The sequence below is a fragment of the Planococcus chinensis genome (assembly GCF_020071995.1).
GTDB lineage: Bacteria > Bacillota > Bacilli > Bacillales_A > Planococcaceae > Planococcus > Planococcus chinensis_A.
In genome coordinates this window covers 1-23,350 of sequence record NZ_JABWTK010000016.1, presented here as the reverse complement: position 1 = coordinate 23,350, position 23,350 = coordinate 1, and the positions used below count along the sequence as shown (strand labels likewise).

General features: G+C 44.6%; 28 protein-coding genes. 8 read left to right on the top strand and 20 right to left on the bottom strand.

What is annotated here, in order from left to right; genetic code table 11:
* Positions 1 to 107 precede the first annotated feature (107 nt).
* Positions 108 to 440, top strand: a complete 333-nt coding sequence (locus HU147_RS17820; RefSeq protein WP_220628538.1) for a four-helix bundle copper-binding protein — start codon at positions 108 to 110, stop codon at positions 438 to 440.
* Positions 441 to 494: 54 nt separating this feature from the next.
* Here HU147_RS17820 and HU147_RS17815 read toward each other — a convergent pair whose 3' ends face one another.
* From HU147_RS17815 to HU147_RS17805, 3 genes are all read right to left on the bottom strand, one after another.
* The gene (locus HU147_RS17815) at positions 495 to 1,175 is read right to left on the bottom strand and encodes a response regulator transcription factor (RefSeq protein WP_224077448.1); all 681 of its coding nucleotides are present in this window, start codon (positions 1,173 to 1,175) and stop codon (positions 495 to 497) included.
* On the bottom strand, positions 1,147 to 2,556 hold the full coding sequence (locus tag HU147_RS17810; protein ID WP_224077447.1) for a sensor histidine kinase: 1,410 nt from the start codon (positions 2,554 to 2,556) through the stop codon (positions 1,147 to 1,149). The genes HU147_RS17815 and HU147_RS17810 overlap by 29 nt, the downstream gene beginning before the upstream one ends.
* An 80-nt stretch (positions 2,557 to 2,636) precedes the next feature.
* On the bottom strand, positions 2,637 to 3,545 hold the full coding sequence (locus tag HU147_RS17805; RefSeq protein ID WP_224077446.1) for a F510_1955 family glycosylhydrolase: 909 nt from the start codon (positions 3,543 to 3,545) through the stop codon (positions 2,637 to 2,639).
* Positions 3,546 to 3,753: 208 nt separating this feature from the next.
* On the opposite strand from HU147_RS17805, the gene HU147_RS17800 reads away from it, so the two are divergent.
* The 3 genes from HU147_RS17800 (at position 3,754) to HU147_RS17790 (ending at position 7,792) form a co-directional block, all read left to right on the top strand.
* The gene (locus tag HU147_RS17800; protein ID WP_224077445.1) at positions 3,754 to 4,335 is read left to right on the top strand and encodes a YdhK family protein; all 582 of its coding nucleotides are present in this window, start codon (positions 3,754 to 3,756) and stop codon (positions 4,333 to 4,335) included.
* Between the two features lie 368 nt (positions 4,336 to 4,703).
* On the top strand, positions 4,704 to 7,124 hold the full coding sequence (locus HU147_RS17795) for a PAS domain S-box protein (protein ID WP_224077444.1): 2,421 nt from the start codon (positions 4,704 to 4,706) through the stop codon (positions 7,122 to 7,124).
* Positions 7,125 to 7,315: 191 nt separating this feature from the next.
* Positions 7,316 to 7,792 (top strand): DUF948 domain-containing protein, encoded by a 477-nt coding sequence (locus tag HU147_RS17790; protein WP_224077443.1) that lies wholly within the window; start codon positions 7,316 to 7,318, stop codon positions 7,790 to 7,792.
* Positions 7,793 to 7,906: 114 nt separating this feature from the next.
* Here HU147_RS17790 and HU147_RS17785 read toward each other — a convergent pair whose 3' ends face one another.
* Together HU147_RS17785 and HU147_RS17780 are read right to left on the bottom strand one after the other, a co-directional pair.
* Positions 7,907 to 8,209: a hypothetical protein gene (locus HU147_RS17785; RefSeq protein ID WP_224077442.1), complete on the bottom strand. Its 303-nt coding sequence runs from the start codon at positions 8,207 to 8,209 to the stop codon at positions 7,907 to 7,909.
* A gap of 150 nt (positions 8,210 to 8,359) precedes the next feature.
* Positions 8,360 to 8,767 carry a DUF4362 domain-containing protein gene (locus HU147_RS17780; protein ID WP_224077492.1) on the bottom strand — a complete coding sequence of 136 codons (408 nt, stop codon included), beginning with the start codon at positions 8,765 to 8,767 and terminating at the stop codon, positions 8,360 to 8,362.
* A 117-nt stretch (positions 8,768 to 8,884) separates the two neighbouring features.
* On the opposite strand from HU147_RS17780, the gene HU147_RS17775 reads away from it, so the two are divergent.
* On the top strand, positions 8,885 to 9,427 hold the full coding sequence (locus HU147_RS17775) for a hypothetical protein (RefSeq protein ID WP_224077441.1): 543 nt from the start codon (positions 8,885 to 8,887) through the stop codon (positions 9,425 to 9,427).
* 18 nt (positions 9,428 to 9,445) lie between these two features.
* On the opposite strand, the gene HU147_RS17770 is transcribed toward HU147_RS17775, so the two are convergent.
* On the bottom strand, positions 9,446 to 10,285 hold the full coding sequence (locus tag HU147_RS17770; RefSeq protein ID WP_224077440.1) for a TetR family transcriptional regulator: 840 nt from the start codon (positions 10,283 to 10,285) through the stop codon (positions 9,446 to 9,448).
* Between the two features lie 79 nt (positions 10,286 to 10,364).
* Positions 10,365 to 10,757, bottom strand: coding sequence for a hypothetical protein (locus HU147_RS17765; protein ID WP_224077439.1), 393 nt, complete (start codon positions 10,755 to 10,757; stop codon positions 10,365 to 10,367).
* Positions 10,758 to 10,892: 135 nt separating this feature from the next.
* Between HU147_RS17765 and HU147_RS17760 the strand changes: the two genes are divergently transcribed.
* Entirely contained in the window at positions 10,893 to 11,501 is a 609-nt protein-coding gene (locus HU147_RS17760) for a hypothetical protein (RefSeq protein WP_224077438.1), read from the top strand.
* A 66-nt stretch (positions 11,502 to 11,567) separates the two neighbouring features.
* Here the strand turns inward: HU147_RS17760 and HU147_RS17755 are convergent, their stop codons facing one another.
* Positions 11,568 to 12,035, bottom strand: coding sequence for an NUDIX hydrolase (locus tag HU147_RS17755; protein ID WP_224077437.1), 468 nt, complete (start codon positions 12,033 to 12,035; stop codon positions 11,568 to 11,570).
* Positions 12,036 to 12,124: 89 nt separating this feature from the next.
* Positions 12,125 to 12,331, bottom strand: a complete 207-nt coding sequence (locus HU147_RS17750; protein ID WP_224077436.1) for a hypothetical protein — start codon at positions 12,329 to 12,331, stop codon at positions 12,125 to 12,127.
* A gap of 290 nt (positions 12,332 to 12,621) precedes the next feature.
* On the opposite strand from HU147_RS17750, the gene HU147_RS17745 reads away from it, so the two are divergent.
* Complete coding sequence (locus HU147_RS17745) at positions 12,622 to 12,912, top strand: hypothetical protein (RefSeq protein ID WP_224077435.1); 291 nt, start codon at positions 12,622 to 12,624, stop codon at positions 12,910 to 12,912.
* Between the two features lie 217 nt (positions 12,913 to 13,129).
* Here HU147_RS17745 and HU147_RS17740 read toward each other — a convergent pair whose 3' ends face one another.
* The 7 genes from HU147_RS17740 to HU147_RS17710 all read right to left on the bottom strand — a co-directional run bounded on the left by HU147_RS17740 (position 13,130) and on the right by HU147_RS17710 (position 19,935).
* The gene (locus HU147_RS17740; RefSeq protein ID WP_224077434.1) at positions 13,130 to 14,146 is read right to left on the bottom strand and encodes an alpha/beta hydrolase; all 1,017 of its coding nucleotides are present in this window, start codon (positions 14,144 to 14,146) and stop codon (positions 13,130 to 13,132) included.
* A gap of 138 nt (positions 14,147 to 14,284) precedes the next feature.
* Entirely contained in the window at positions 14,285 to 15,520 is a 1,236-nt protein-coding gene (locus HU147_RS17735; protein ID WP_224077433.1) for a sensor histidine kinase, read from the bottom strand.
* A complete protein-coding gene (locus HU147_RS17730) occupies positions 15,517 to 16,206 on the bottom strand; it encodes a response regulator transcription factor (protein WP_224077432.1) in 690 nt (229 codons plus the stop codon). The genes HU147_RS17735 and HU147_RS17730 overlap by 4 nt, the downstream gene beginning before the upstream one ends.
* 191 nt (positions 16,207 to 16,397) lie before the next feature.
* Positions 16,398 to 17,270: an ABC transporter permease subunit gene (locus HU147_RS17725; protein ID WP_053167308.1), complete on the bottom strand. Its 873-nt coding sequence runs from the start codon at positions 17,268 to 17,270 to the stop codon at positions 16,398 to 16,400.
* Positions 17,254 to 18,189: an ABC transporter ATP-binding protein gene (locus tag HU147_RS17720; protein WP_224077431.1), complete on the bottom strand. Its 936-nt coding sequence runs from the start codon at positions 18,187 to 18,189 to the stop codon at positions 17,254 to 17,256. The genes HU147_RS17725 and HU147_RS17720 overlap by 17 nt, the downstream gene beginning before the upstream one ends.
* Positions 18,190 to 18,253: 64 nt before the next feature.
* A complete protein-coding gene (locus HU147_RS17715) occupies positions 18,254 to 19,390 on the bottom strand; it encodes an anti-sigma factor family protein (protein ID WP_224077430.1) in 1,137 nt (378 codons plus the stop codon).
* Positions 19,387 to 19,935: an RNA polymerase sigma factor SigX gene (locus tag HU147_RS17710; protein WP_081720599.1), complete on the bottom strand. Its 549-nt coding sequence runs from the start codon at positions 19,933 to 19,935 to the stop codon at positions 19,387 to 19,389. The genes HU147_RS17715 and HU147_RS17710 overlap by 4 nt, the downstream gene beginning before the upstream one ends.
* Before the next feature lie 292 nt (positions 19,936 to 20,227).
* Here HU147_RS17710 and HU147_RS17705 point away from each other — a divergent pair, with 292 nt between their 5' ends.
* Positions 20,228 to 20,677 carry a universal stress protein gene (locus HU147_RS17705; protein ID WP_036803344.1) on the top strand — a complete coding sequence of 150 codons (450 nt, stop codon included), beginning with the start codon at positions 20,228 to 20,230 and terminating at the stop codon, positions 20,675 to 20,677.
* Positions 20,678 to 20,797: 120 nt separating this feature from the next.
* On the opposite strand, the gene HU147_RS17700 is transcribed toward HU147_RS17705, so the two are convergent.
* From HU147_RS17700 to HU147_RS17685, 4 genes are all read right to left on the bottom strand, one after another.
* Positions 20,798 to 21,490, bottom strand: a complete 693-nt coding sequence (locus tag HU147_RS17700; RefSeq protein ID WP_036803343.1) for a DUF3885 domain-containing protein — start codon at positions 21,488 to 21,490, stop codon at positions 20,798 to 20,800.
* 131 nt (positions 21,491 to 21,621) lie between these two features.
* Positions 21,622 to 21,816, bottom strand: coding sequence for a hypothetical protein (locus tag HU147_RS17695; RefSeq protein ID WP_220628520.1), 195 nt, complete (start codon positions 21,814 to 21,816; stop codon positions 21,622 to 21,624).
* 351 nt (positions 21,817 to 22,167) lie between these two features.
* Complete coding sequence (locus HU147_RS17690; RefSeq protein ID WP_224077429.1) at positions 22,168 to 22,449, bottom strand: hypothetical protein; 282 nt, start codon at positions 22,447 to 22,449, stop codon at positions 22,168 to 22,170.
* A 66-nt stretch (positions 22,450 to 22,515) separates the two neighbouring features.
* Complete coding sequence (locus HU147_RS17685) at positions 22,516 to 22,707, bottom strand: hypothetical protein (RefSeq protein WP_224077428.1); 192 nt, start codon at positions 22,705 to 22,707, stop codon at positions 22,516 to 22,518.
* Positions 22,708 to 23,350 lie beyond the last annotated feature (643 nt).

The window sequence follows — 23,350 nt, the reverse complement described above, 5'->3', positions numbered from 1 at the left end:
AAGGGTCCCGCCAAATATGCAGTTTTGATGGAGTTTGGCGTTTTCCGTTTAACGGAAGGGTGAACGGGAAGAAGTATAAAGAAAAATAAAAAAATGGAGGTTTTAACATGGCTCATGATCAACATCAGGAACTCATCCAAATTTTGCACGAGTGCGCTGCAGCGTGCAATCACTGTTTTGATGCTTGCCTGCAAGAGGAAGATGTGAAGATGATGGTTCAGTGCATCCGGTTGGACCGGGAATGTGCAGACATCTGCGCCTTTTTGGAACAGGCAATTTCGAGAAATTCGCCGTTTGTGCCGGAACTGGCAAGAGTGTGTGCTGCAATCTGTGATGCATGCGGCGACGAATGCGCGAAGCACGCAGATCACCACGATCATTGCAAACATTGTGCGGAGGCTTGCCGCAAATGTGCAGAAGCTTGCCGCAACATCGCGTAATTCAAAAAGGCCCGCTGGAAGAAGTTCTTCCAACGGGCCTTTTCTAGTGGTACTCTAATCCATTGCTTCGTTGCTCCATTTATAGCCGATTCCCCAAACCGTGAGGAAGTGCTGATCAATCGGAAAGCCGGCCTGGCGGATTTTTTCCCGGACATTGCGTACATGTGAATCGATGGTACGTCCTTCCGTCTCCGAATCAAATCCCCAGACCAGCTGGATCAATTGTTCCCTGCTGAAGACTTTATCGGGGTTTTTCAATAGCTGGCCGAGCATCAGGAACTCTTTCGGCGTCAGCCTGATAGATTGTCCATTAAAGCTCAGTTCAAACCGGTCCTCGTCCCATAGCAGGCCATCGACTTCGATGCTGTTTTTAGACACTCTTCTGCGCAGCAAAGCCGCCATCCTGGCCAGCAATTCCTCTTCGTTAAAAGGCTTGGTCACATAATCATCCGCGCCAAGATTTAATCCCTTAACGATGTCCTCTTTTTGTTCCCGTGCCGTCAGCATAATGATCGGCACATCCGAAAGCTTGCGGATTTCCCGGCACAGCTCCCAGCCATCCATTTCCGGCATCATGACATCCAGGAGCACCAAATCGTAGCTTTCTTTTTCCAAATAATTCAGGGCTTCAAAGGCCCCCACTGCTTTCGTGCAAACATAATGGTGAGGCTTTAAATAAAGCGCCACTAAATCCAGCATCCGCTGTTCATCGTCCACCAACAAAACCTTCTGCAACTGGCTCCCCCCTTTCCAATACAATCCGGACGGTCGTCCCTTTCCCGTAGTCGCTTTGAATGGCGATTCGCCCGCCGTGCGATTCGACGATTTCCTTTGCAATGGCGAGTCCTAATCCGCTGCCGCCATACTGGCGCGACCGGGATTTATCGACCCGGTACAGCCGGTCAAAAACCAAGGGAAGCTCTTCTTCCGGAATGCCATTCCCTTCATCGCTGACGATTATCAGTACGGTATCTTTTTCCAACCTTCCCAGCAGCGTTACATGGCTGCCTTTGTCCGAATATTTGCGGGCATTGTCGAGAATGTTCAGCAGCACCTGCTGAAAGCGTTCACGGTCAATGAACGCCGTCACGTCCGGCTGGCAATGAACCTTCAAGGTGATATTCTTGTCTTCGAATGCCGGCCGGACCAAGGCGGCGACTGATTCAAACAACGCGTTCACGGAGACCGCCTTTTTTTGAATTGGAAACTGATTGTGGTCCAGTTGTGCGAGTTCAAACAATTGCCGGATTAATTCCGTCAAATGGGCGGTTTCCTCGCGGATAATGGAAATGTACTCCCTTTTTTCATCTTCAGAAGCACCCGCCCTGCCGGCAATATCTGCATAGCCCTTTATATAAGTCAGCGGAGTGCGCAGCTCATGGGAAATGCTGGCCAAAAACTCATTGCGCTCCCGCTTCAGACGATCCAAATCGTTAGACAGCCTCGTGATGGCGTTGGCCAATTCACCCAGTTCATCGTTCCGGTCCAAATTCAATTGAACTTGATTATTTCCTTTGCTCAATTGTTCCGTTGCTTCCTTCATCCGGATCAGCGGCAGCGTAATCAGGCGCGACAGTACAAAGATGGTGACAACCGTAAGGCCTGCAGCAATGATGCCCACCAGCACAAACTGATTGCGGAGGTGATTGACGATTTGCTTGATCAACGCCGTTTCAGCAAACATGAACACATGTCCCTGATGTTCTCCGGCAATGGTAATAGGGCTATCGGTCGCGATAAAGCGTTTTTCGTCCCACTCATCCACCAGAATTTCCCCTTGTTCCGGCACCTGGCCAAAATCCGTATGCTGCAGCACATCTTCCATTTCAGGTTCAATGGAATCGGAGTGGGCCAATTCATTGCCAGCGGCATCCGTGATGATGACTATAAAATCAGAAGCTGATTCCATCATGGCGACATGGCTCAACGTCGCAGCCGTAAAGCTGTCTTCCAGAACTTCGCTGTGGGTATTGCCCCGGGACAAAAGGTTCGCCATGACCTCATCCACGCGTTCATCGACAAACGTCACATACAAAATCAAAAACAACAACGATTCCACAATCAGGATAAAAATGAAAAACAGCGCTCCGATTTTCAATGCAAGTTTGTTAAACATAGCACCCTTCTTTCAGACTCAACAAACGGATTCGGCATTTCACAAAAACCATCCGTTTCAAATCATATGATTTCAAGTTTCTATTCGGTTTTCCCAGCATCCAGCAACTGCTTCCAGTTTTGCGTGCCGTCTTCTGACAAATAAGCGTGGCCGCGCAATGTATAAAAAGCCAGTTCCTGCCCATCAGCCGGATTTTGCGCAATATAGGCAATGGCGTCATCCGGCAGTTTCGGTATATCCATTTGTTCCTGCGCCTCATTTTCCATAGTATACTGCATTAAAACCGCAGCTGTCCCAAAGCTTCCGTAAATCAGGCCCTCTTTTGTGAAATGCACTGCTGTGCCTCTTTCACCATCTGGCGTCAAATCCCGGAATGTAGCCCCGGCGTCTTTTGAAAGAAAAACTCCCGCTGAAGTGGCCGCTGCCACGTAATTCGAATCGGTCGGATGAAGCGCTAAAGATGCTGTGTCTCCTACAAGCCCCTCGGCCTTCACAGGCTGCCACGTTTTCCCTTGATCGCCGCTTTTGTAAACGCCGGCTTCCAATTTGGAATTCTTTGCTGGGTTAATCAAAAAGAGGTCATGGCTGTTGTATCCTGCGGCCATCGCATGAAAATCCGTTTCTCCTTGAAAATCGATTTCTTCAATGGTTTTCCCGCCGTCTTCACTGCGCTGAATCCCCAGGGGATTCGGCAAGTCCGAGTCAGCGCCCGGATGTCCGGATGTATAAAAGCCTTCATCGGTTGCATTGAACCCCATATAATCGTGTAAATTATCCGGCGTTCCAAACCACTCGCTATCCCGGTAGATTTTCAGCCCATGATGCGAAGCGAAATACAAAGCATTTTCATCCCCTGCATAGCCCAGTCCGTGCACGTGGCTCATGCCCCCTTCAAACGGCACTTCATAAGAGTCCGCCGCTTCCCCGCTGCATGCGGCCAGCAAAAGCGCCGCCACTCCCAGTGTGAAAACTTTTATCTTTTTCGTCATGACAGTATTCCTCCAAATTCATTTTTGAGCATTTTCCCGTTACCAGTTTACAATAGAATTCTTGAGTTTTTGTGCAGTTTCTTCCTAAGCAAGTTCATTTGTCTCCAATCCACTAAAAAGCAACATCAAAATGTCATGGTTCCTGCACACAAATTGCATAGTTGCCGGGTAAAGTCCTTTTATAACTTCACAGAAAGAAGGAATCACCATGCCGAAAAACAAATGGAAGACCGGAATCCTGCCGATTTTTGCAGTTATCGCCCTAAGCGCCTGCAGCACAAACAGCGAAACAAGTGAAATGCCGATGGACAACGCACCGGAAGAACACATGAATGAGGAATCCGGCCATATGAATATGGACCATTCGGGTTCCGGAGAAGTGCCGGCAGATTTGAAGAAAGCCGAAAATCCGGCTTTTGAGGTGGGCAGCAAGGCAATAATTGAAACCGGGCATATGGAAGGAATGGAAGGTGCGGAAGCGGAAATTGTCGGTGCCTTTGACACCATCGCTTATGTGGTTTCCTATACCCCGGAAACTGGAGGCGAACCGGTGAAAAACCATAAATGGGTGATTCACGAAGAACTTGAACAGCCCGGAGATGAACCCTTACAAGCCGGTGATGAAGCGACACTTGCAGCGGATCATATGGAAGGAATGAACGGGGCAGCTGCCACCATCGATTCAGCTGAAGAAACAACAGTCTATATGATCAATTTCACGCCCACAACAGGCGGGGACCCTGTCACCAATCACAAATGGGTGGTTGAAAACGAATTGTCGCCAAAATAGAAAACGTTGATCAAAATCTCTCAAAAACAGTTAAAAAGGCAAGCCAAGCGGTTCCCCCCCCCCCCGCTTGGCCTGCCTTTCCCATTCTCCAAATGACTTCATCTTCCACTCTGCTCATTTCTCTGCATCCATGTACTCCAAATCTTGCAGTATGATTTTAAACTTAATCAAATTCTCAAAATATATTTCATAACTTACTATCTTCCTCAAGGCCAATCGGATAAACTAAAGAGACATGGGAATATATGCCTTTTATAATTAACTGAAAAATTTTTTCGAGCATCCGAGGTCTGTTAATCAACAGCCTATTGATATGTTTATTCCATTTGAACCGCAACGCTTTAATTACCGGAGGGAGATCTTTAGTTATGAAGTACTTTTCAGAAGAAAAAGGCCAGGATATTTTGGCTTCTACCGCTCTTTTTGACTTGATCAAAGATCCAGTTTTTTTAATGGAGAAAGACGCTGATTCCTTCCGTTATGCCTATGTAAATCCATCTGCTTTGGCACTTATGCCAACACAGGATCTTATTGGCAAACGCATTGAAGATGTGCTGTCGCCGGAACACAGCAGAACTGTCATTCACTTCCATCAGAAAGCCCAATCCTCAAAGAAATCGATAGAATTTATGGACGGCATTGAGACGGAACACGGTGAGTTTATCGGCGAGACCGTGCTCAATCCGACTGTTGCCGAAAATGGGGAATGCCGTTACATACTCGCTGTCATCAGAGATGCCACAGAACGGGAACTAAAAGAACGGGCGCTGCAAAAAACGCGGAAAGAAATTGAAATTGAACGGAAAAGATTGAATTCGCTTATCGAAAACAATGCAAATGCGGTATTTGAATTTGACCACAATAAAATTTTCATCCGCAGCAATCAGATGGTGACCGAGGCTATCGGTTTCAGCGAAGAAGAACTGCTCGGCAAATCCATTGTCGGTTTGGTGCACGAATCTTGCCTGGAAAATACGTTATTTCATTTTGACAAAGCGCTTGAAGGCACTTCTGTTGAATTTGAAACAACTGTCTATACGAAAACGGAACAGTGGCTGCAGTTTTACGTGAACACCATTCCAATCGTAATTGATGGAAACGTAATCGGAGTATATGCCATGGCAAAAGACATCACCGAACAGAAAGAAACAGAACGGCTCTTGAGAGAAAGCGAACAACGGTACAAGTCCCTGTTCGATAACCACCCTCACGGCATTTTTACATTTGATCGAAACGGCAACCTGGAAAGCGGAAATACGGGGGCAGAACAAATTACAGGCTATCGTATGGAAGAACTGCTGGTGCAATCCTTTAAATCCATTCTTTTGCAGGATGAAATGGAAAAAACAAAACACCATTTTTACAAAACGATCAATGGCAAGCAGCCGGAGCGTTTCGAAATGGCTTTCCGCCATAAAAACGGCCAGCTGATCGACCTTCAAGCGATGAACATCCCGATCATAGTCGATGAGCAATTGGTTGGATTACACGGCATCGTCACCGATGTGACGGAGATGAACCGTGCCCAAAAAGCCTTGACAGAAACGAAAGAAGAGCTTGAAGTGTTCTGGAAAAACTCCACAGATCCTATTTTTTATATCGATACAAAAGGCGACATCCTGAAAGTGAATCCGGCGTTTGAAGAAATATTCGGTTTTACGGAAGAAGAAATGATTTCGGGCAAAGGCACCATTATTCCGCCGCACATGGTCAAAGACCAATTCGAGATTGTCGAAAGAATTCTGAATGGCGAAACGGTAAACTCTCATGACACCATCCGCATGACAAAATCCGGACAACCGCTCAATATCATCTCTTCTTATACCCCGGTGCGAAATGCGGCAAAAGAAATCATTGGAGCCACTATCATTTATAAAAATGTGACGGAACTTAAAAAAGCCGAAAAGGAACTGCAGAAAAGCCAAGAGAAATACAAGATCATTACAGAAAGCACATTCGATATCATCACCTTGATCAACCTCTCCGGATTGATTGAATACGTATCGCCTGCAAACGAAAAAATTCTGGGCTATCCGGATCATGTTTATATCGGCAGCCCTTTTACAATGAATGTCCATCCTGAAGATGCATTTGATTTAATGGAAAGTATCACATCCCTTATTGACGGAGGAAAGCCGGCCACTGTTGAAATCCGTTATTTGCATCGGGATGGCCATTATATCTGGATGGAAGTGTCGCCTACTCCGGTCATAGAAAACGGAGAAGTGAAACGGTTATTTACCATTGCCCGGGACATCACTGAGCGGAAAAGGCTTCAGGACAAAATCGCGAAAATGGCTTTTTACGATCATTTATCCGGTATCCCTAACCGCAGAACGTTTGACGACAAGCTGCAAAAAGCCATCGATCAAGCAAAACGTTCCGGCAAAAAAGTGGCAATTCTTATGCTCGACGGGCGTAAGTTCAAACTAATCAATGACCGCTTTGGCCACGATGCAGGAGATGCTGTCATCAAGGAAATGGCGAAACGGCTCCAAGCTTGTGTCCGCCCGATTGATACAGCGGCGCGCTTAGGCGGAGATGAGATGGGCGTGGTGCTGCCTGAACTCGATTCCAAGGAAGAAGCCGAAAACATGGCACAACAGATTTTAAAATCCTTTGAAACGCCATTGAATTTCAATGGTTTTGAAATCAAAATTGGTGCCGGGATCGGCATTTCCCTTTATCCGGACCACACGGACAATGAAAAACAACTGATCAAATACGCCGACATGGCTTTATATGAGGCCAAAAAATCAGAGCAAGACGACTATAAAATTTACAAGTAACGCTGCAAGGCTTTTCTTTGGCTGCTTCCTTTCCTATAAATTGCCTAAATTCAGCGGTTGCCGCTTTGATGCTGCTATCTTACTCTTTTTATAGCCATCTCATAGGAAAATGTGCATTCCTGCAGGTTATTCAAGCTGGTATAACGGGTATAGCATATCCGAGACGTCAATAATACGGAGGAGGAAATCGCATGGACTCTGCTATTTGGTGGTACATAGCACTCGCAATAGTTGTGGTGGGGCTAATCATTGCAGGAATTGGAGTTTTCTTATTTATAAAAGGAATGAAAGAACCGATGAAAGAAATCAAAGGTTCAGCCGACAATTTAAAAGGGCGCATGGACAAGCTCAAACTGGAAACCTCAAGCCTGTCGCATACTGCGAATGAACTGAAAGAAGACATGCAAGTGAAATCTGAAAAAGTCAGTGTCTTTGTGGACGCTGCTAAAGGAACAAAGAATTCGGTGCTCGATTTGAATTCAGCGGTACGGACTCAGACAGTCAATATCGCGTCAAGAGTGGACCACGACAGACAAAGCGTGGCACAAGTCGATCAGTGGAGCAACACGGTAGTCGGATTAGTCAACTTCTGGCAAGACCGCAAGACTGCTAAAAAGAGCCAGTCTGACCAGTTGTTTATCCCCATTTCGGGTAAGCGCCCGCAATAACAAAGAAATAAACAGATTTAAAAAGGCAGCCTGAGGGCTGCCTTTTTGACTGGGCTGATACGTGTGTTTTTCAGTTAAAGGACAAAGTAAAATATGGAACTGTTGTTTTTGGAATCAGAGATTTTTTTCCGACTGGCGGAACGCCGAAACGGCTGATTGCAGTTCGATTTTTGCTTCGTCGACAAGTTTGCCGATCATTAAGTCGTGCTCTAATTCCGGTCGGTTGTACTCTACATTTAATTCGATTTCTGAATCGTAAGGAGAATCGATCGCTGTTATTTTCACTAAACTCGTCAAATCGGTAAAGGTTTCATTATCGTTCCAGCCTTGAATCTCCACTTCCCAAAAAGGAACGCCCTCTTCAGTCAGACCTTGGCCGATGCCGTCATCAAGTTCGATGTATTTCCAAAATTTCATCAGACTACCTGCTTTCAAATGTTGTTGGTCACCTAGTGTCAAAGATAGCACAAACCCCAATATACCATACACAAAATTCAATAGTAGAATTAATTTTGTCATTCTCTTAACTATTCATCCTGACGCTATGAATTTCCTGCTTATAGCCCGTTATTGCACTCGGATAAACTCTGTCTCATAGTCTTTGTTCTCGCATCCGGTCAAAATATAATCGGGATTGCCGCCTGTTTCAACAGCTTCAAACTCTGTACATATGGTTTCGATGACTTCTCCAGAACCATATTGGTCTTCCCTTGAATCATAAATGGACTTGATCGCCTTGCCGTCAAATTCAAGGTCCTGGTAGATTGGATCGCCTTCTGTTGTATAAAAAATCACTTTTATATGGTCCGGTTCCCGCTGCTGAAAGTTTTGCAAAAAACGGTCCAGGCGATCAAAGTTCTCCCTGTCACCTGAATTCTTAATTTTAACGGTATCCTCTTCTGGAAAAGAATCATGCTCGTTTTGGCAACCGAACAGCAAGAGACAAGCCATGAGTATTAATCCTGCCTTTTTCATCTTCAATCTTCCTCTCCTTCTATTTTCGCTTGACCGGCTAAAAATAAATTGATAAGCACAGTTTTATTGATATGATGAAGAAGCAAGTATCTTACAGAAAATAGGAGAAATTTATTTATGGGAAAAAGGATATTCTTTGTAATGCTCGCTGTATGCTTTTTGCTGTTTTCTTTGTTTTTCATCTACTCTTTTTCGATGTCCCATGAATCCGTACCCAGCAAAAGACAAGTAGAAAATACAGTCAGTGCCAATGATCTTCAAAAATTCGGACCGGTAGAAGGCGCCTTTTTGCATACACCGAAAAACTACGGCTTTTACAACAAACATCGCCTTTACATTGTAGAACAGTCTTTAGGAAACCATGAAGAATTCAGCGGTTGGTATGCGGTTATTGAATCAGGCGAAGCCTTAACTGCAGAAGATGAAGCAGCACTGCAGCTTTATGCCAAAAAGGAAAATCCGTTGAACGGTTTGGAATACAAATCGAAGCACAAGATGCGTGTTTATCAGAACGGCGAAGTCACTAAAGAAGAATGGCTTTTAAAAGCGGTTTTCTTTCCAGATGAAGGCAGGTACTTGTCGTTTGTTCCATTAGCGGATCCTGGAGACCCGGGGTTCAATTTGTTTGCAGAAGGGTACAAAAAGTTTCTGGATTTTTAGAATACGCTTCACTCAATTCTAAAAAAAATCATATTCTTCCTCGTTTAGCACTTGATAAAGGAACACTTGCCGTTCGGTAAAGGCGATGAAGTGGCCGGATTCTGAAGGACTGAGGCCTCTTGCTCTTCCCTGCAGCGTGCCTATTAATTGCGGTTCCTGTTCCCCAATTTCCAATTGGTATACTTGTCGATTCGAATTATAGGGATCAAAAAAGTAGGCAAACTTCCCTTTGATGCAAAGGCCATGCGAACCGTGCAGTTTCTCTGGAACGGAATAGGAACGGGAAGTCCGTTCTTTTGGATTCACTAGCACCAACGGAAAATTGGTGTACGGAAAAAGCCAGATTGTTGGCCCCTTCCCTTTGCAAATCGCATAGCAATCAAATATTTCCGGGCTATCCAATAAATCGGAGTGATACCTGAATAGTACTTTCCCTGTCACATCAAATAGCACGAGCCCTTCGGTCGAAATGCCAGTCCCCATTGTTCCTTCATCGAAATAGCTGACCCAGATGCCTTCTTTTCCAACCGCTATGCTTTCGGTTGCCATTCCGCCATGAAAGGAATGGATAATTTCTCCATTCAAATCCATCACAAACAAGTTTTCCTCTCCATTTTCATCGCCATATACTGCAACCAGGATTGTATTGCGATCAATCCATCTGATGAAGCCCAGCTCTTCTGATGGAAAGTTAATAGGCACTTCCTTTTCATTTACAAGTACTTCACTTTTCTTTTCTTTCTTCAAAAGCAAAGCAAGCCCGCAGCCCTCTTTCCAGTCTGTGTCAATGATTTCCTGTTGGATCGCTGGTGGCACATCTACCGAGTAAATAATTTCTTCGATCAGTTTTTCGTTCATCATTACGCCCCTTCAACTATCGTCTTCCTTCAGCCAGTTTGCACTAATTGATTTGCGGATATTTCATCCTGTGAACCAATCAGGATTTATCCAGATTCATCTTTGCGCTTGTGATTACAATGCTTTCGCAATAAAAGTTCAGCAAGTCATCTTCATAGTCTTCTACCAGGTAGCGGCGTTCTTTTTCAAATCCCGCTTCTTTAAGATTGCGTATACCAAATCCGGAAATCTGGTTAAATGCATTCCCAAAGCCACTCAGACTGAGAGAGGACACATTGTTGAACGTCAAGTTCATTTCGAGTTGCCCTTCGGCCGCTTCTGAACAAAATGACATATCTAAAACGGATATTTTCTCACAAGCAGATGTGTACTCTTCATGGTATTGAAAAGATTCGATTCTCAGTATAGTAGGCGGCTGAAAGTTAGGTATTAATTTCTCCAATCCGATTTCTTCGTACCAGGCTTTATTCATAGCAGCCCCCTTTCAGGAATTTGCTTATACATGTGTTGAATCAATCCCTTGCAATTTTTGCAGATAAACTTTCACTGTATATTTTCTTGTAAGCATGCAATACTAAAAGTTTAAAACCTGGAAGGGAGTACGCCTATGAATCAGGTATATGTAACGCAAGAGGCTATAAATTCAGACGAAGAATTCATTCGGTTTGATGAAATCGAAAACGTTTCAAAGTTCTATATTGGCCCTTGCAATGTGGAAAATTATAACGAGTTAACTCGAGACATCTTAATTGAGTTTATTTGTGCGCAAGCCAACTTTCCGGTTTTTCTGACATTCGAGCCCTATAAGGACGTTGTCGAAAGGATCGAACGTGCTTTTCAAAATAAACAAATTCCATATTCCTTAAGATTTGAACGTCAAAAAAATAAAAGCATCCCTGTTTTTCTTGTGGCCATTCACGATTCTACTGCTTTACATTTTGTCTTGCAGGAAACCTATTGGTTAGCTTCATCCAATCAATTCTACGTCTTTTCTTTTTCTGAAAATATTAGGTACAGCCAAGAAGTGATGAAAAGCATATTCGGATTTAACAAATCTATCTTATTGCCCTATATCCAAATGTCTCCCCCAGCTACAGTTTTAAAAGTTTGGCATGATGGACAAGGGTTTCTTCTTTATACCTCGGACAGCCGATATTCATCCGTTGAAAAATTGATGAGGAGTTTTCCAAAAAGTAGGATTGTAGAGAGAATTTGATTCGAGCTTGTCGCGATCCATCTGTTTTTCTCTTCATTGACTATATAGTGATTTGTATCCCATTCCTCACTTAAACAACGGAATTTCTTGACCCGACAACAAATCCTCAAAGAAAATCTTATGATCCGGAAAAAGAGCTGGAGGCAAGTCCTCCAAATGGAAAAAGCAGTTGCTTAATGATTCTTCATTCGCTTCGATTAAATGGCCAGTATAGTCTCTGCTGGAAAATATAATCTGCACTAAAGAAACCTGGTCTCCATTTGCAAAGGTTTTATCGTATTTGGGTCCGGAATAAATTCCAAACAGCTCCAGCTTGCCCAGTTTAAGCCCTGTTTCTTCAAAAACTTCTCTTCTGGCGGTGTCTTGAACATTCTCCCCTAACTCCATAAAGCCGCCGGGCAGTCCCCATTTGCCGGTATCCGACCGTTGCTGCAAGAGGAGCCGGTTATTTTTATCAAAGACAAAAGCCCCTGCTATAACCATGATTACTTTCTCATGTCCAACCATCGATCTTAAACTTTTAATGTAATCCATATATAGGTCTCCTCCGCCGTTCCTTAAAAAGCAGCAATCTTTCCGTTTTCTTTGCATCCGAATCCTTTGTTTCTAATTTCTATTAAGCCTCAATCTATTCTTACCGTCTCTTTAAATTCTTTTCCCAGATATTCGTAAATGATTGTGACGGACGGAATGGCAGTGCTATCTTTGACCTTTAAGCCGTAAGGTGACGGCAGGTTTTCGGCGTTTCCTTTCGTGCCTGTTCCAGGTTCAATTGCCACCGAATCGTAATTGGCAAAAGTAAATCCTGGCTCGTCAAACGTATCTGTCATGGCAAAGCCTTCTTGTTCCTGTTGAAGTTGGATTTTGGCTGTTTCGGGTTAGTCCACGATATTGACGAGGATATCCCGAATATAGACCTTATTACCTAAATATTCCTTATTCTTACAATACATTTTAAACGTTAGAGACACAACCACTTTTTACGTTTTGTAATATCCAGCTTTATTCTTTGCAGAAAGATGTGCTAAACCCTTTAATTGACTTGAAAAAGATTAACTTCGTTTATTTTTGGGAAAAGAAAAAGAAATAGTTAGAAACTCACAGAAAGAAGAGTGGAATTATGTCTCCCTTACTCGAAAACAGCCAGTCAGCCAGGAACTATGCCACCCATTCAAATCAACTACAGGCAATCAAGAAAAAAATCATCGAAACCAGCCTTTACTCGGTCGATCTTCTTCATCCGTGTGAACCCGGACACACAGCCTGCCAGGTGCTATTGACTGTCCATCCGCCAGCTCAAGCAGCAACGGAGTACATACTGCCGGTGCGCATCAATGCATTATCGACTAAAACAGAAATACTAAAAAAGGTTTCAAAGGCTGTTCAAGTCCATTTTGACCAAAGCGACTAATAGATAGCTTTTTAATAAAATAAATTAAGTGGCGGCCCTTCCAAGAGGTCCGCCACTTTTTTATGGATTAAAATTCTACTCGTTCTTTTACTTGTTTTATTCTCACTGCATGTTTAGTTAAAATCACGCAGTATGAATTATTCCTGGCGAAGAAATACGGATACTTCCATCGGCACATATAAACAAAAAAGGGATGGCATGGGCCATCCGCAGAATGCTATTTCAATTTTTCATCCAGGAAGCTGAACACTTCTTCCAGGTTCTCTTCCGATGTAAACGGCTCGCCTCCATGGACTGCCCCTTCAAAAATGGTGAGTTCCACTTGATTCTCTCCCAAAACAGCTTTCAGGTTTTCAGCAAAATTGACCGATTGCTGTACCGGCACGTTTGGGTCAGCTGTCCCGTGCTGGATCAAGAAGGCCGGATCGTTTTCGGTGATATACGATTCCGGGTTCGCTTTTTTCACTTCCTCTGTCTTATCTAAAAGGCTGCGCCCCATGTATTTGCTTTCAGGAGAGTCGTCAGCACTTCGTTCGCCGAGCTTCGGTGTGATGCCTGAATCGGCAAACTGCTCATCGATTTTCAGAAAGTCGATCTGGCCATACCAATCGACGACTGCCTGCACATCCGAAGTGTAGTTGATGTTCTCCCTATTTTTCCCTTTCAGCTCATCACTGTCGCCGCTTGTGCCAGCAAGTGCAGCCAAATGCCCGCCGGCACTGCCGCCCCAGGCAGCTATTTTGTCAGGATTCAAGTTGTATTCTTCCGCATTTGCTTTCACATGGCGGATTGCTGCTTTGACATCGCTGATCGCGGCAGGGAAAAAGGCTTCTTGCGACAGACGGTAATTGACCGCTACGACTGCATAACCGCGGTTGACGCCTTCAAGCATCGGCGCAATATCAGTACCTGTTTTATCTCCCTCCTTGAATCCTCCGCCGTGGATGGCGACAATGACCGGGAACGGCCCTTCTCCTTCATTTGGCAGGTAAATGTCGAGCTTTTGGGCTTCGGACAGACTAGCGTATGGAATATCTAATAATTGGTTTTCAATAAAGGAAGCATCCACTCCTTCAGAAGAATCTTTTTTTATGTCTTTTGCTTGAGCTGTTTCAGAAGCTTCAACAGTTCCATCACTTTCCAGCAAAGCTTCTTCAGAAATATCCGTTGAACAACCGGCCAGTAAAGCAGCGGTGAGGGACATTGAAATAATTGGGTACAATGATTTTTTCATTCCGTACAACTCCCTTTTGTTTTGGTTGATCTTTCGATACATTGATCGTAACAAAACAATGTGGCACAAAAATGGCAGAAAAACGATGCAAAACGCACGTTTTTCTGCCATTGGTTTCAGAATAAAAAACATTCAATATTATGCCCGTCTCAAGGTAATAATAAAGGTCGTTCCCGAATCGCCTTTGCTTTCCACTCTGATTTTTTCGCCCAGCTGCTCCATAATTTCATGCGCGATGGAAAGCCCGAGCCCACTTCCCGTGCTGGTGTGCGACAAATCTTCTTTAGTGAAACGACCGAAAATATGCGGCAGGATTTCTTTGGAGATCCCTGGCCCGTTGTCCGATACCCGGATTTCTGCCTTCTTCCCGGTCGTCTTGGCATCAATCACCACTCTACCTTGTTCGGGGGCGAATTTAAAAGCATTGTCCAGCAAAATTGTCAGTACCTGAATGATCCGGTCTTTGTTCGAATAAGTTTCCGGAAGGTTCTTCACCCGCTCGGTAATCTGGAGTTGGAGATCCAGTTCATCCGCCAAAATGGCAAATGGCTCGACAGCTTCTTCGATCACTTCTATTGTATCCACGACCGATTTGTCAAAGGCCACTTTCTTATGCTGCAGCCGCGACAATTCCAGCAAATCGGCAATGAGTTTCTCCAGGCGTGCGCTTTCTCTCAGAATGATGCTGTAATACTGATCGATTTTTTCGGGATCAGTCACCACATGGTCCGCCAAAGTCTCCGTCAACGCCTTGATCGAAGAAAGCGGTGTTTTCAATTCATGGCTGATATTGGCAACATAGTCTTTCCGCATCTGATCCAGTTCATTTTTTTCTCGAATAAATACAGTGAGAAACGCAAGGATAATAATTGTCCCGATTGCCAACGTGACGAAAAACACCAGGTAAAATCCATCCAGCGCCGCCTGGTAGGCACGTGCTTCTTTTAATAAGAAGATGCCGCCAGTTACTTTGCCGTTGTGGACAATCGGCTGGCCAATGATGATGGCCCGCTTCGAATAGCTTGGCACTTCGTGAATCTCTACGGCCATTTTGCCGCTGATGATTTTGGGCAAATAGGACGCCAATTTCTTGTTCACTTTGGCATTATCGGAAGACGGCACTCCTTCATCGGTGTATACGTCCATTTCTTTGCCGTGCACATCAAACGCTTTTACCAAAAAATCGTCGGTCCGGCTGATTTTATCGCCTTTCGCCACTTCTTCACCGATTAAAGTTAAAGGCGGCTGAAGTTCTTCAATTTTCGACTCGATAAAATAATGCTTGATGGCAAAAGCTCCGAGCAGCTGGCCGGATATGAAAATGGCCAGTATGACAAAAGCAATCCACAGCTTGCTTGAAAATAATCGTTTCATAGGCCCACCTCGAATTTGTAGCCGACGCCGTAGACGGATTTGATGGAGAAATCGGGCGAAGCTTGGGCGATTTTTTGGCGGATGCGCTTAATCATTGTATCCACCGTGCGGGTGTCGCCGGTGTAGTCATAGCCCCATACTTTGTACAGCAGCTCTTCCCGGCTGACCACTTTGCCTTTATGGTTGACCATATAGGCCAACAAGTCGACTTCTTTTGCCGTCATGTCAATCACTTGGCCGTTCACTTGAACCTCGTACCCCGTGATATCGATGGACAAGTTTCCCGCTTTCAAGTATGGAACACTGTCTTTTTTCGGCTGGACCCGCTTCAGGATGGTCTTGATCCGCACCACCACTTCACGCGGAGAAAACGGCTTCGTAATATAGTCATCTGCGCCGATTTCCAGACCGATGATCCGGTCCACTTCTTCGCTCCTCGCGCTCAGCATCAAAATGGGAATGTCGCTCGTTTTCCGGATTTCCTTGCAGACTTCGGTGCCGAAAAGGCCGGGCATCATAATATCCAACACCACCAAATCGAAGTGCTGCTCATTTAAAAGCTGCAAGGCCAGGTTCCCGTTGTATACCGACACACTCTTCATCCCTTCCGCTTCCAGATAAGCATGGAGGCTTTCATGGACGGCTTCACTATCATCACAGATTAAAACGGTTGTGTATTGTTCCATTGTGCATACCCCTTTAACCTTTTCTGTTTACTGTATTTTAAATCTATTATTTTCACTCCTATGGTTTCACATATCCCGATATAAAGCAATTCCTCTTTTTTATTAAAGCCGAAAAAGGTCCGCAAAGGAGAAACACCCCTTTACGGACCCTTTAAACAATTCCATGAAATGGACCGCCACCAGCTCCTGAATTACACATCACGCTTATTAAAGCTGTAAATGGAAAACATCACCGCGACTGCGCCGTACAATACCGCATAAGCAATCATGATATTGCCCGGCACGGAGATGCTCGTAAACATGCCGCCTTGCGCCATGGAAAGCGGATTGTCCGTCGTATCAAATAAAAACACGGTCATTTTGCGGTACATCGAATCAATCGGAAACACCAGACTCATGACGATGCCGATGTTTACAAGGCTCGCTTTTTCGATGACTGCCCCGAACTGTTCGATAAAGCCGCCGATAAAAGCCGCACCATACAGAATGATTGAGATGATTCCGGCATTCAAGGTCGTCATCCGTGTGCTCAACAATACACCGAACGCCACTAAAACAAAGGGCTGAATCACGAAGACACTGACCGCTTTGATCAATTGCAGCGGCTGGAAATCCAGCGACATCCAATCCGCTCCGATTCCTTGATGCAGCAGGAGGATGCCAAAAAATACACTGGCGGCATAGGCAATCAGCAGAAAAGCCAATCCAATGAACTTGCCGAGTACAAATTGGGAACGGGCAATCGGCCGCATCAGCCACGTATCGATTTGGTGGCTGGCCACTTCTCCTGAAATCGAGCTGACGCTGGACATGATGGCCAGAAGCGCTGTAATAAACGATGAAAAATAGAGGCCGACCCCCAGCAGCTGGGAGGAGATAAACTGCTGCATGAGAAAGACTTCTGTTCCCTGGCCGGAATTCCCCACTTCTTCAGCGCCTTCCTGTCCGGCAAAATAAATGGCCGTTCCGTAAAGCGCCAGAAAAATGAGCGTCATGACGACGGTTATCAAAAAAATTCGTTTGGTTACCATTTCTTGAATCGTCAGTTTAGCGATGGTCCACATAGGCGCTCTCCTTTTTGTGATTCACCCAGTGCATGAACACGTCTTCAAGGTGCGGAATGATCGGTTTCGCTTCAAAGACATTTACCCTTTGGGCAGACAAATAGTGAAGGATTTTGGCAATGTCCCGCTCCTGCTCAAGCTGGAACAGCCACCGCGTCCGCCCTCCCTGTTCGCTGCCTTTTTGGTAATTCACCACAAAGGCCGGGAAAGGTGCAGCTAATATACCTTCAGTCACCACTTCCACTTGGGCTTCGATTGTCATCAGCTCCCGCCACGGCCCTTGTACAATCATTTCCCCTTCATGGACAATTGACACATGGTCGCAGACGGATTCGACTTCTTGCAGCAGGTGGCTGTTCAGAAAAACGGTCTTCCCCTGGTCCCGCAAATACACCATCAGATCCCGGACGTCTTTTCGCCCGATGGGGTCGAGAGCCGACGTCGGTTCATCCAGAAAAATCACTTTCGGGTCATTTAAGATGGCACAGGCTAGGCCAATCCGCTGGCTCATCCCCTTTGAAAATCCACTGATGCGCCCCTTTTCCTTGCCGGCCATGCCAACGAGCTCCACCACTTCCTGAATGCGTTTGTTCCGGTTACGTACCGGGATTTTGCACAGTTCGGCATGAGCGTCAAGCAGCTGTCTGCCTGTCAACCAGTCCGGATAGCGGAACAGCTCCGGCAAATACCCGACTTGTTCCCGTGATTTTACCGTGCCGATCGGTTCGCCGAGAATAAAGCCTTCGCCGCTTGTCGGCTGCATCAAGCCGAGCAGCGTCCGGACGAACGTGCTTTTCCCTGAACCGTTCGGCCCTAAAAATCCGTAGACAATGCCTTCCCCAATCGACAAAGTCACATCCTTGATGCCGCCTTTGCCATCATATGTTTTCGTCAATGAATTCGTCCGGATGACGTCCATCCTCTTCCCCCTTTATCGCAAGAAAAGCCCAGAGCTTGATGAAACCACTCTGAACTTTTCTTTCCTATTCATTCACTTGTTCACTTAAATCTACCAGTTCTTCAGCGCTTACACTGCCTTCCGCAAAGATGGTATGGATTTCGCCATCTGCCTGCCAAACGATGTAGGAATGTTCGTCGCTTTCAACAGCAAACCCTTCCCCATCGCCTACTTGAACTTCCGTCATTTCCGATCCTTCTGTTTGGGCATACGGAATCGGCAAAGTCGATTCGATATTGTCGATGCCGGCAATCTGCGTCTTCACGTTTTCAGGCAAAAACGGAAGCGACAGCAGCGTCGTTCTCAGCTGCTCGATCGAGACACCATCCGGCACTGTAATTTCCGGTGATTGGGTATGCATATACGAAACGTATTGGCCGTTCATTGAGTAATCGGTGTGAACAGCTTCAGAAGTTGCGACCGAGAACGGCTTGCCGTCGAGCAAAGCGTCAAATTGCTGGTCAGAACCCAATTGGCTCAACATCCGATTCGCTTTTTCGACGTCCAGCGTGAACGTAATCGTCGAAGCCGGCATCACGTTTACCCCTTCCACTTCGAAATCTCCGAGTGCCGGTACCGCATGTCCTGCTGTTTCAGCAGCTTGTTTTGATTCAAAATAAGTGGCTTCTGCGGCGGATTTTGACATTTCCAGCTGTCCGATGTCTTTCAAGTCAAGTGTGCCTTCTTTGTTTTCACTGACCCACGACTCGATTTCCTGTAGGTCATTTTGCGTCAGCGTCACGATTTCAAAATCGTTCACGCGGAACAGCGACAAAAATTGGTTTGCTTCTACCCGGACTTGCGGGTGGGCAAGCGTGCTGAACAAGGCGGCTGCAATCGCTCCTGAAACAAGCAAACGTTTTGTTTTCGTTTTCAAGGTACTCCATCCCTTCCTGTTTTTCATCTCTTGAACGGCAGCCGTCTTCCGGCTTCCGCCGTGCTGCAGGTTTTCTTCGAACTGTGCCCAGGCCACTTCCAAATCAAGCGGAACTTCTTTCGCTTCTAAATTCTTCTCACAAAAAGAGTTCAGCTGCTGCAACTCGAGAATGCTTCTGCGGCATGCTTGGCAGTTTTCCAAATGCTTCATGATTTGCTTTTTTTCTTCGCGGCTGACTTCTCCGTCCAAATAAGCCTGCAGCCTTCCCACATCGCGGCATGTCATTGGTCGTCGCCCCTTTCCTCCGCATAAAAATCCCGAAACCGCTTTTTTGCCCTCGCTAATAAGGTACCGATGGATATTTTTTCGAGTCCATTGCTTTGGGCAATTTCTTCGTAGCTGTATCCTGAATACTTCATGATTAATATGTCGCGGTCCCGCTCAGATAACTTCAACAAAACTTTTTGGACTTCTTGGGCATCTTCGAGCTCCAAGTAACGGTCTTCTACAGACCCGACCGCATTTTTCCCGAACCGCTTTTGCTTTTCCTCTCGTGCATGGTGGCGCTTCTCGGTCCGAATATGGTTATAGGCGGTGGTAACAGCCACTTTTGTCAGCCATCCCTGGATATTTTCAATCGCTTTCCGGTCGGCATGGTATAGCTTCACAAAAACTTCCTGGGCAATGTCTTCTGCCAAGGCTTGCTCTTTCACAATGACCAGAGCTTTCCGGACGACCAGAGAATAATGCTGCTTGAATAACTCCTGGAACGACTCTTCGCCTGACGAATTGCTGTGGCTGTCGGACAAATTCGCCTTCACCTCCATCATTGATGCCTCCTTCCAGAAAAGCCCTTACCTTAATGACACCATATTACTGAATTTTGTGACATTTAACGAGATATTTATTTTATTTCTCATTAAAAAGAAATTACTAAGGAGATGATTTAGAACTCGCTAACTTTTACATTGAATTTATCACAATATTTATTGATATACAATAAATATTTATTCCTTCTTAATTAATATGCAGCCGATTAAAATATATCTTATTCCGGGCAGGATATTGGCCATAGTTTACAGAAATACGTCGATAAAGCTTTTATGACAGGGGGAATTTAAGATGACATTGGCGTATAAACACATATTGGTGGCTGTTGACGGATCGGATGAAGCGGAATGGGCGTTCAAGAAAGCAACCGGCATTGCCAAGCGCAACGCAGCTGTCCTGAATCTGATTTATGTAGTCGATACCCGTTCGTTTACAGGCGTCAAATTGCACGAACCGGATATTGAAGAACAGGCTTATGATTATGGAAAAGAACTGCTCGACAGCTACAAGCAAGAAGCTCAGACGATAGGTGTATTAGAAGTCCATACCTTTCTCACTCCCGGTTCCCCCAAAAAAGTAATTTCACGCGATACTGCCAAAAAGGTCGAGGCGGATCTCATTGTCTGCGGTGCCTCAGGCATGAATGCTTTTGAGCGTTATTTAATGGGCAGCGTATCGCTGCATATTGTCCGAAACAGTTCCTGCGATGTATTGGTGGTCCGCAGACCTGAAACAGAATAATTCAAAGCGCAAAACGGAATGCCCCGAGTAACAAGGCATTCCGTTTTTTAGTTTATCAACTAGTTGAGGGCGTTTTGTAACTGCTGAACTCTGCATACGGACTTTTACTTTTTACTGTATTCAGGGAATTTCAGGTGAGTCTCTTTGAAATACGGCATCTATTTCTTGCCGGTCACAGTCCAGGATCCAGCCATTATACTGTTCATATAAAATGCGGATGTTCTCTGTGTTTGCCGCCAGAACATCGCATCCCCGGTCATCGTATAAATGAAAGATTAGTTTCTTAGACAGATTTATGAAATAAACTTCAATTCCGCTTTCCGGATTATTCTTCAAAATTGTCGTCGGATGATTAAAATCTTCATAACAGATGGCCTGCAGCAGTTGGACAAAGCGAAGATCGGTTTTCTGGCATTTCAGGCTAAAGCGGTGGATGGCCATCGCATCCTCTTCATCAAGCTCCTCCTCCATATACTCTCCATATGAAAAAGTTTCTAGCTGCAGTTGATACAAGCTGCGTTTATCTTTCACATACTTCCGGTATAGATTGAGCGGTTTCTGTTGAAGAATGGTACTGGTTGGCCTGGCAACAATGTCCGTCACCAGCAGGAGTTCGTCTTTTTCATCGAATACTTCATTAAACAAGGTAACGGCCCGGTGATGTGCCTGGACCATAAAATTTGGATCATGAAAAGAAAGAGCAGGGTCAGAAATCTCAAAACGGATGCCAGGTTCCCAGGAATAAAATAAGGCCGGGCTCAAGATAAGCCCATCGAAATTGTTGGCTAAAAATGCTTGTAACGGATATTTCATCGATGACCTCCAAACAATTTCAGTTTGTGTAATAACGGGTTTCTAATAAATAGCGGTAACTTTAGCAAAATGCATCATTTAACTAGAAACCGACATTGCGATAAAAAGAATTGATGCTGCTTAAATATAAATTAAAATTTCCTTCTACGCTTGGGCAGGTGCTTCTTTTTCTTGTACGATACATACGGCTCCTGCTCCACACACTCAAAATATTCGAGCGGGAAATTTTGCGGCACAGAAGTATGGATTTGACTCCCTTCTTCGTAAGTGACTTCTCCAATTTTTATATCACATTTAGCTGTGAGTTTATAAAGTTTGTTGCCCAAGCTGCATCCTCCTTTATCCAGCAAAAATGAAAACCGTTAAGAGTCATTCGACAATTAGTTTCTACCTATGAGAAAGTTTAAACTACCATTCTCTTTCAATGCAAAAGCTGTCAATTCTCCTTACACAACACCGTATCATATTTAACATCTCTCTTTTACCGTTCCCTCTTATCACCTAAACAATTTCTGAAACAGTAAAACCAATCCTATAATGGCTATAGCGGTAATAATGAAGCCTGGAATACCGATTGAACTTAACATCATAATTCCTCCCTTTTTTTAATAACTGAAAGCCCTAGTTAATTTCATCTTGTTTCGTTTTCCATTTCGTTAAGAGCTGAAAAATCAGCTTTACTCACTCGGCCAGACGTAAAAAATAGATGAAATCCCGTCATTTACAGATTGATCAAAACATTCTAGGGATTCTAGAAGTTCCGGATCTTTTTCGTAGCGCTCCCGATGAACAATGAAGCGGTCTTCCACTTTTTGCATTGCCCATCCTTCGCTCTGAATGTATTCAGTTGCTTTTGTTAAAGCAGATTTCATGCTCGTTGAATTTACCCAACAGTTTATAAAAGCCCCTTCAAGTTCTTCCTCTTCCTGATTCCCGGGAAGCGGTACTGCTTCCACCATAAAATAATAAATCGCTATCTTTTCTCTCCTCCCTTTTTACTTTTCGTATGAGTAGGGAACGTTTTTTCATCGCTCCACAATTACTTCCATTGGCAGGAAATATGGAAAATCGGATGGCGTATCGGCAGGGACAACAATTACACGGTCGCCTACTTCCAACTCTTCAAAGGAACTTACGTCTCCACTGAAAGTCGTCAGATCGATCAATTGCATTTCTTCTACCACCACTTCAGAATTTCCGGATGGCAGCTCCACCATAAAACTTGAATCTTTCTTTTCTACTACGGTTCCTTCTTAGTTTCCGCAGGCTGCTAAAAGAAACAGTAATATGATTAGAATACCTAGGAGTTTTTTCACTTTGCCACCCCTCAGCCCACAAAATTTTAACTCATTTGTTCTCTCCATCGGTTCTGAAATTCATTAAATTAGTGCATTACATACTTCCTTGAAAAATGTAAAATAGCTTTTTCGACCATCTCGGCGTCATTTTGCATTTCGCCAGAACAGAACCGCCTTGAATATCTTTGTTTTAAGTGGTGAAAGTAATTGGACGATGCGTTAATTTGCTTGTAAGCTTTACTCAAATAAACGTACCATATTTTTACATAAATTCCTATAACAATATAAACGTTCCAATCTACTTTGCTGAAATAATGGATATACAGAACTTATTCCGATTGCAATACTGAAGCTAGGCAGCTAACATGAATTTCGCCTATCGATTTGAGCAATAGGATTTAACATAAAAAAACCTTTCTTTGCCGAAGCGAAGAATAGACTAACATAATTAAATGGGACAATATAAAACACCTTCGAGATGGTACACTTTTAACAAGTACACAAATCGGAGGTGTTTTTGCATGGGCAAAAACGTATATTCAAGCGAAATTAAATGGGCTGT

Bases quoted from the DNA above. Each gene is read 5' to 3' on its own strand.
- HU147_RS17820 (WP_220628538.1), top strand. From the start codon at position 108: ATGGCTCATGATCAACATCAGGAACTCATCCAAATTTTGCACGAGTGC.
- HU147_RS17810 (WP_224077447.1), bottom strand. From the start codon at position 2,556: ATGTTTAACAAACTTGCATTGAAAATCGGAGCGCTGTTTTTCATTTTT.
- HU147_RS17805 (WP_224077446.1), bottom strand. From the start codon at position 3,545: ATGACGAAAAAGATAAAAGTTTTCACACTGGGAGTGGCGGCGCTTTTG.
- HU147_RS17800 (WP_224077445.1), top strand. From the start codon at position 3,754: ATGCCGAAAAACAAATGGAAGACCGGAATCCTGCCGATTTTTGCAGTT.
- HU147_RS17795 (WP_224077444.1), top strand. From the start codon at position 4,704: ATGAAGTACTTTTCAGAAGAAAAAGGCCAGGATATTTTGGCTTCTACC.
- HU147_RS17790 (WP_224077443.1), top strand. From the start codon at position 7,316: ATGGACTCTGCTATTTGGTGGTACATAGCACTCGCAATAGTTGTGGTG.
- HU147_RS17785 (WP_224077442.1), bottom strand. From the start codon at position 8,209: ATGAAATTTTGGAAATACATCGAACTTGATGACGGCATCGGCCAAGGT.
- HU147_RS17780 (WP_224077492.1), bottom strand. From the start codon at position 8,767: ATGAAAAAGGCAGGATTAATACTCATGGCTTGTCTCTTGCTGTTCGGT.
- HU147_RS17775 (WP_224077441.1), top strand. From the start codon at position 8,885: ATGGGAAAAAGGATATTCTTTGTAATGCTCGCTGTATGCTTTTTGCTG.
- HU147_RS17770 (WP_224077440.1), bottom strand. From the start codon at position 10,285: ATGAACGAAAAACTGATCGAAGAAATTATTTACTCGGTAGATGTGCCA.
- HU147_RS17765 (WP_224077439.1), bottom strand. From the start codon at position 10,757: ATGAATAAAGCCTGGTACGAAGAAATCGGATTGGAGAAATTAATACCT.
- HU147_RS17760 (WP_224077438.1), top strand. From the start codon at position 10,893: ATGAATCAGGTATATGTAACGCAAGAGGCTATAAATTCAGACGAAGAA.
- HU147_RS17755 (WP_224077437.1), bottom strand. From the start codon at position 12,035: ATGGATTACATTAAAAGTTTAAGATCGATGGTTGGACATGAGAAAGTA.
- HU147_RS17750 (WP_224077436.1), bottom strand. From the start codon at position 12,331: ATGACAGATACGTTTGACGAGCCAGGATTTACTTTTGCCAATTACGAT.
- HU147_RS17745 (WP_224077435.1), top strand. From the start codon at position 12,622: ATGTCTCCCTTACTCGAAAACAGCCAGTCAGCCAGGAACTATGCCACC.
- HU147_RS17740 (WP_224077434.1), bottom strand. From the start codon at position 14,146: ATGAAAAAATCATTGTACCCAATTATTTCAATGTCCCTCACCGCTGCT.
- HU147_RS17735 (WP_224077433.1), bottom strand. From the start codon at position 15,520: ATGAAACGATTATTTTCAAGCAAGCTGTGGATTGCTTTTGTCATACTG.
- HU147_RS17730 (WP_224077432.1), bottom strand. From the start codon at position 16,206: ATGGAACAATACACAACCGTTTTAATCTGTGATGATAGTGAAGCCGTC.
- HU147_RS17725 (WP_053167308.1), bottom strand. From the start codon at position 17,270: ATGTGGACCATCGCTAAACTGACGATTCAAGAAATGGTAACCAAACGA.
- HU147_RS17720 (WP_224077431.1), bottom strand. From the start codon at position 18,189: ATGGACGTCATCCGGACGAATTCATTGACGAAAACATATGATGGCAAA.
- HU147_RS17715 (WP_224077430.1), bottom strand. From the start codon at position 19,390: ATGACATGCCGCGATGTGGGAAGGCTGCAGGCTTATTTGGACGGAGAA.
- HU147_RS17710 (WP_081720599.1), bottom strand. From the start codon at position 19,935: ATGATGGAGGTGAAGGCGAATTTGTCCGACAGCCACAGCAATTCGTCA.
- HU147_RS17705 (WP_036803344.1), top strand. From the start codon at position 20,228: ATGACATTGGCGTATAAACACATATTGGTGGCTGTTGACGGATCGGAT.
- HU147_RS17700 (WP_036803343.1), bottom strand. From the start codon at position 21,490: ATGAAATATCCGTTACAAGCATTTTTAGCCAACAATTTCGATGGGCTT.
- HU147_RS17690 (WP_224077429.1), bottom strand. From the start codon at position 22,449: ATGGTGGAAGCAGTACCGCTTCCCGGGAATCAGGAAGAGGAAGAACTT.
- HU147_RS17685 (WP_224077428.1), bottom strand. From the start codon at position 22,707: ATGGTGGAGCTGCCATCCGGAAATTCTGAAGTGGTGGTAGAAGAAATG.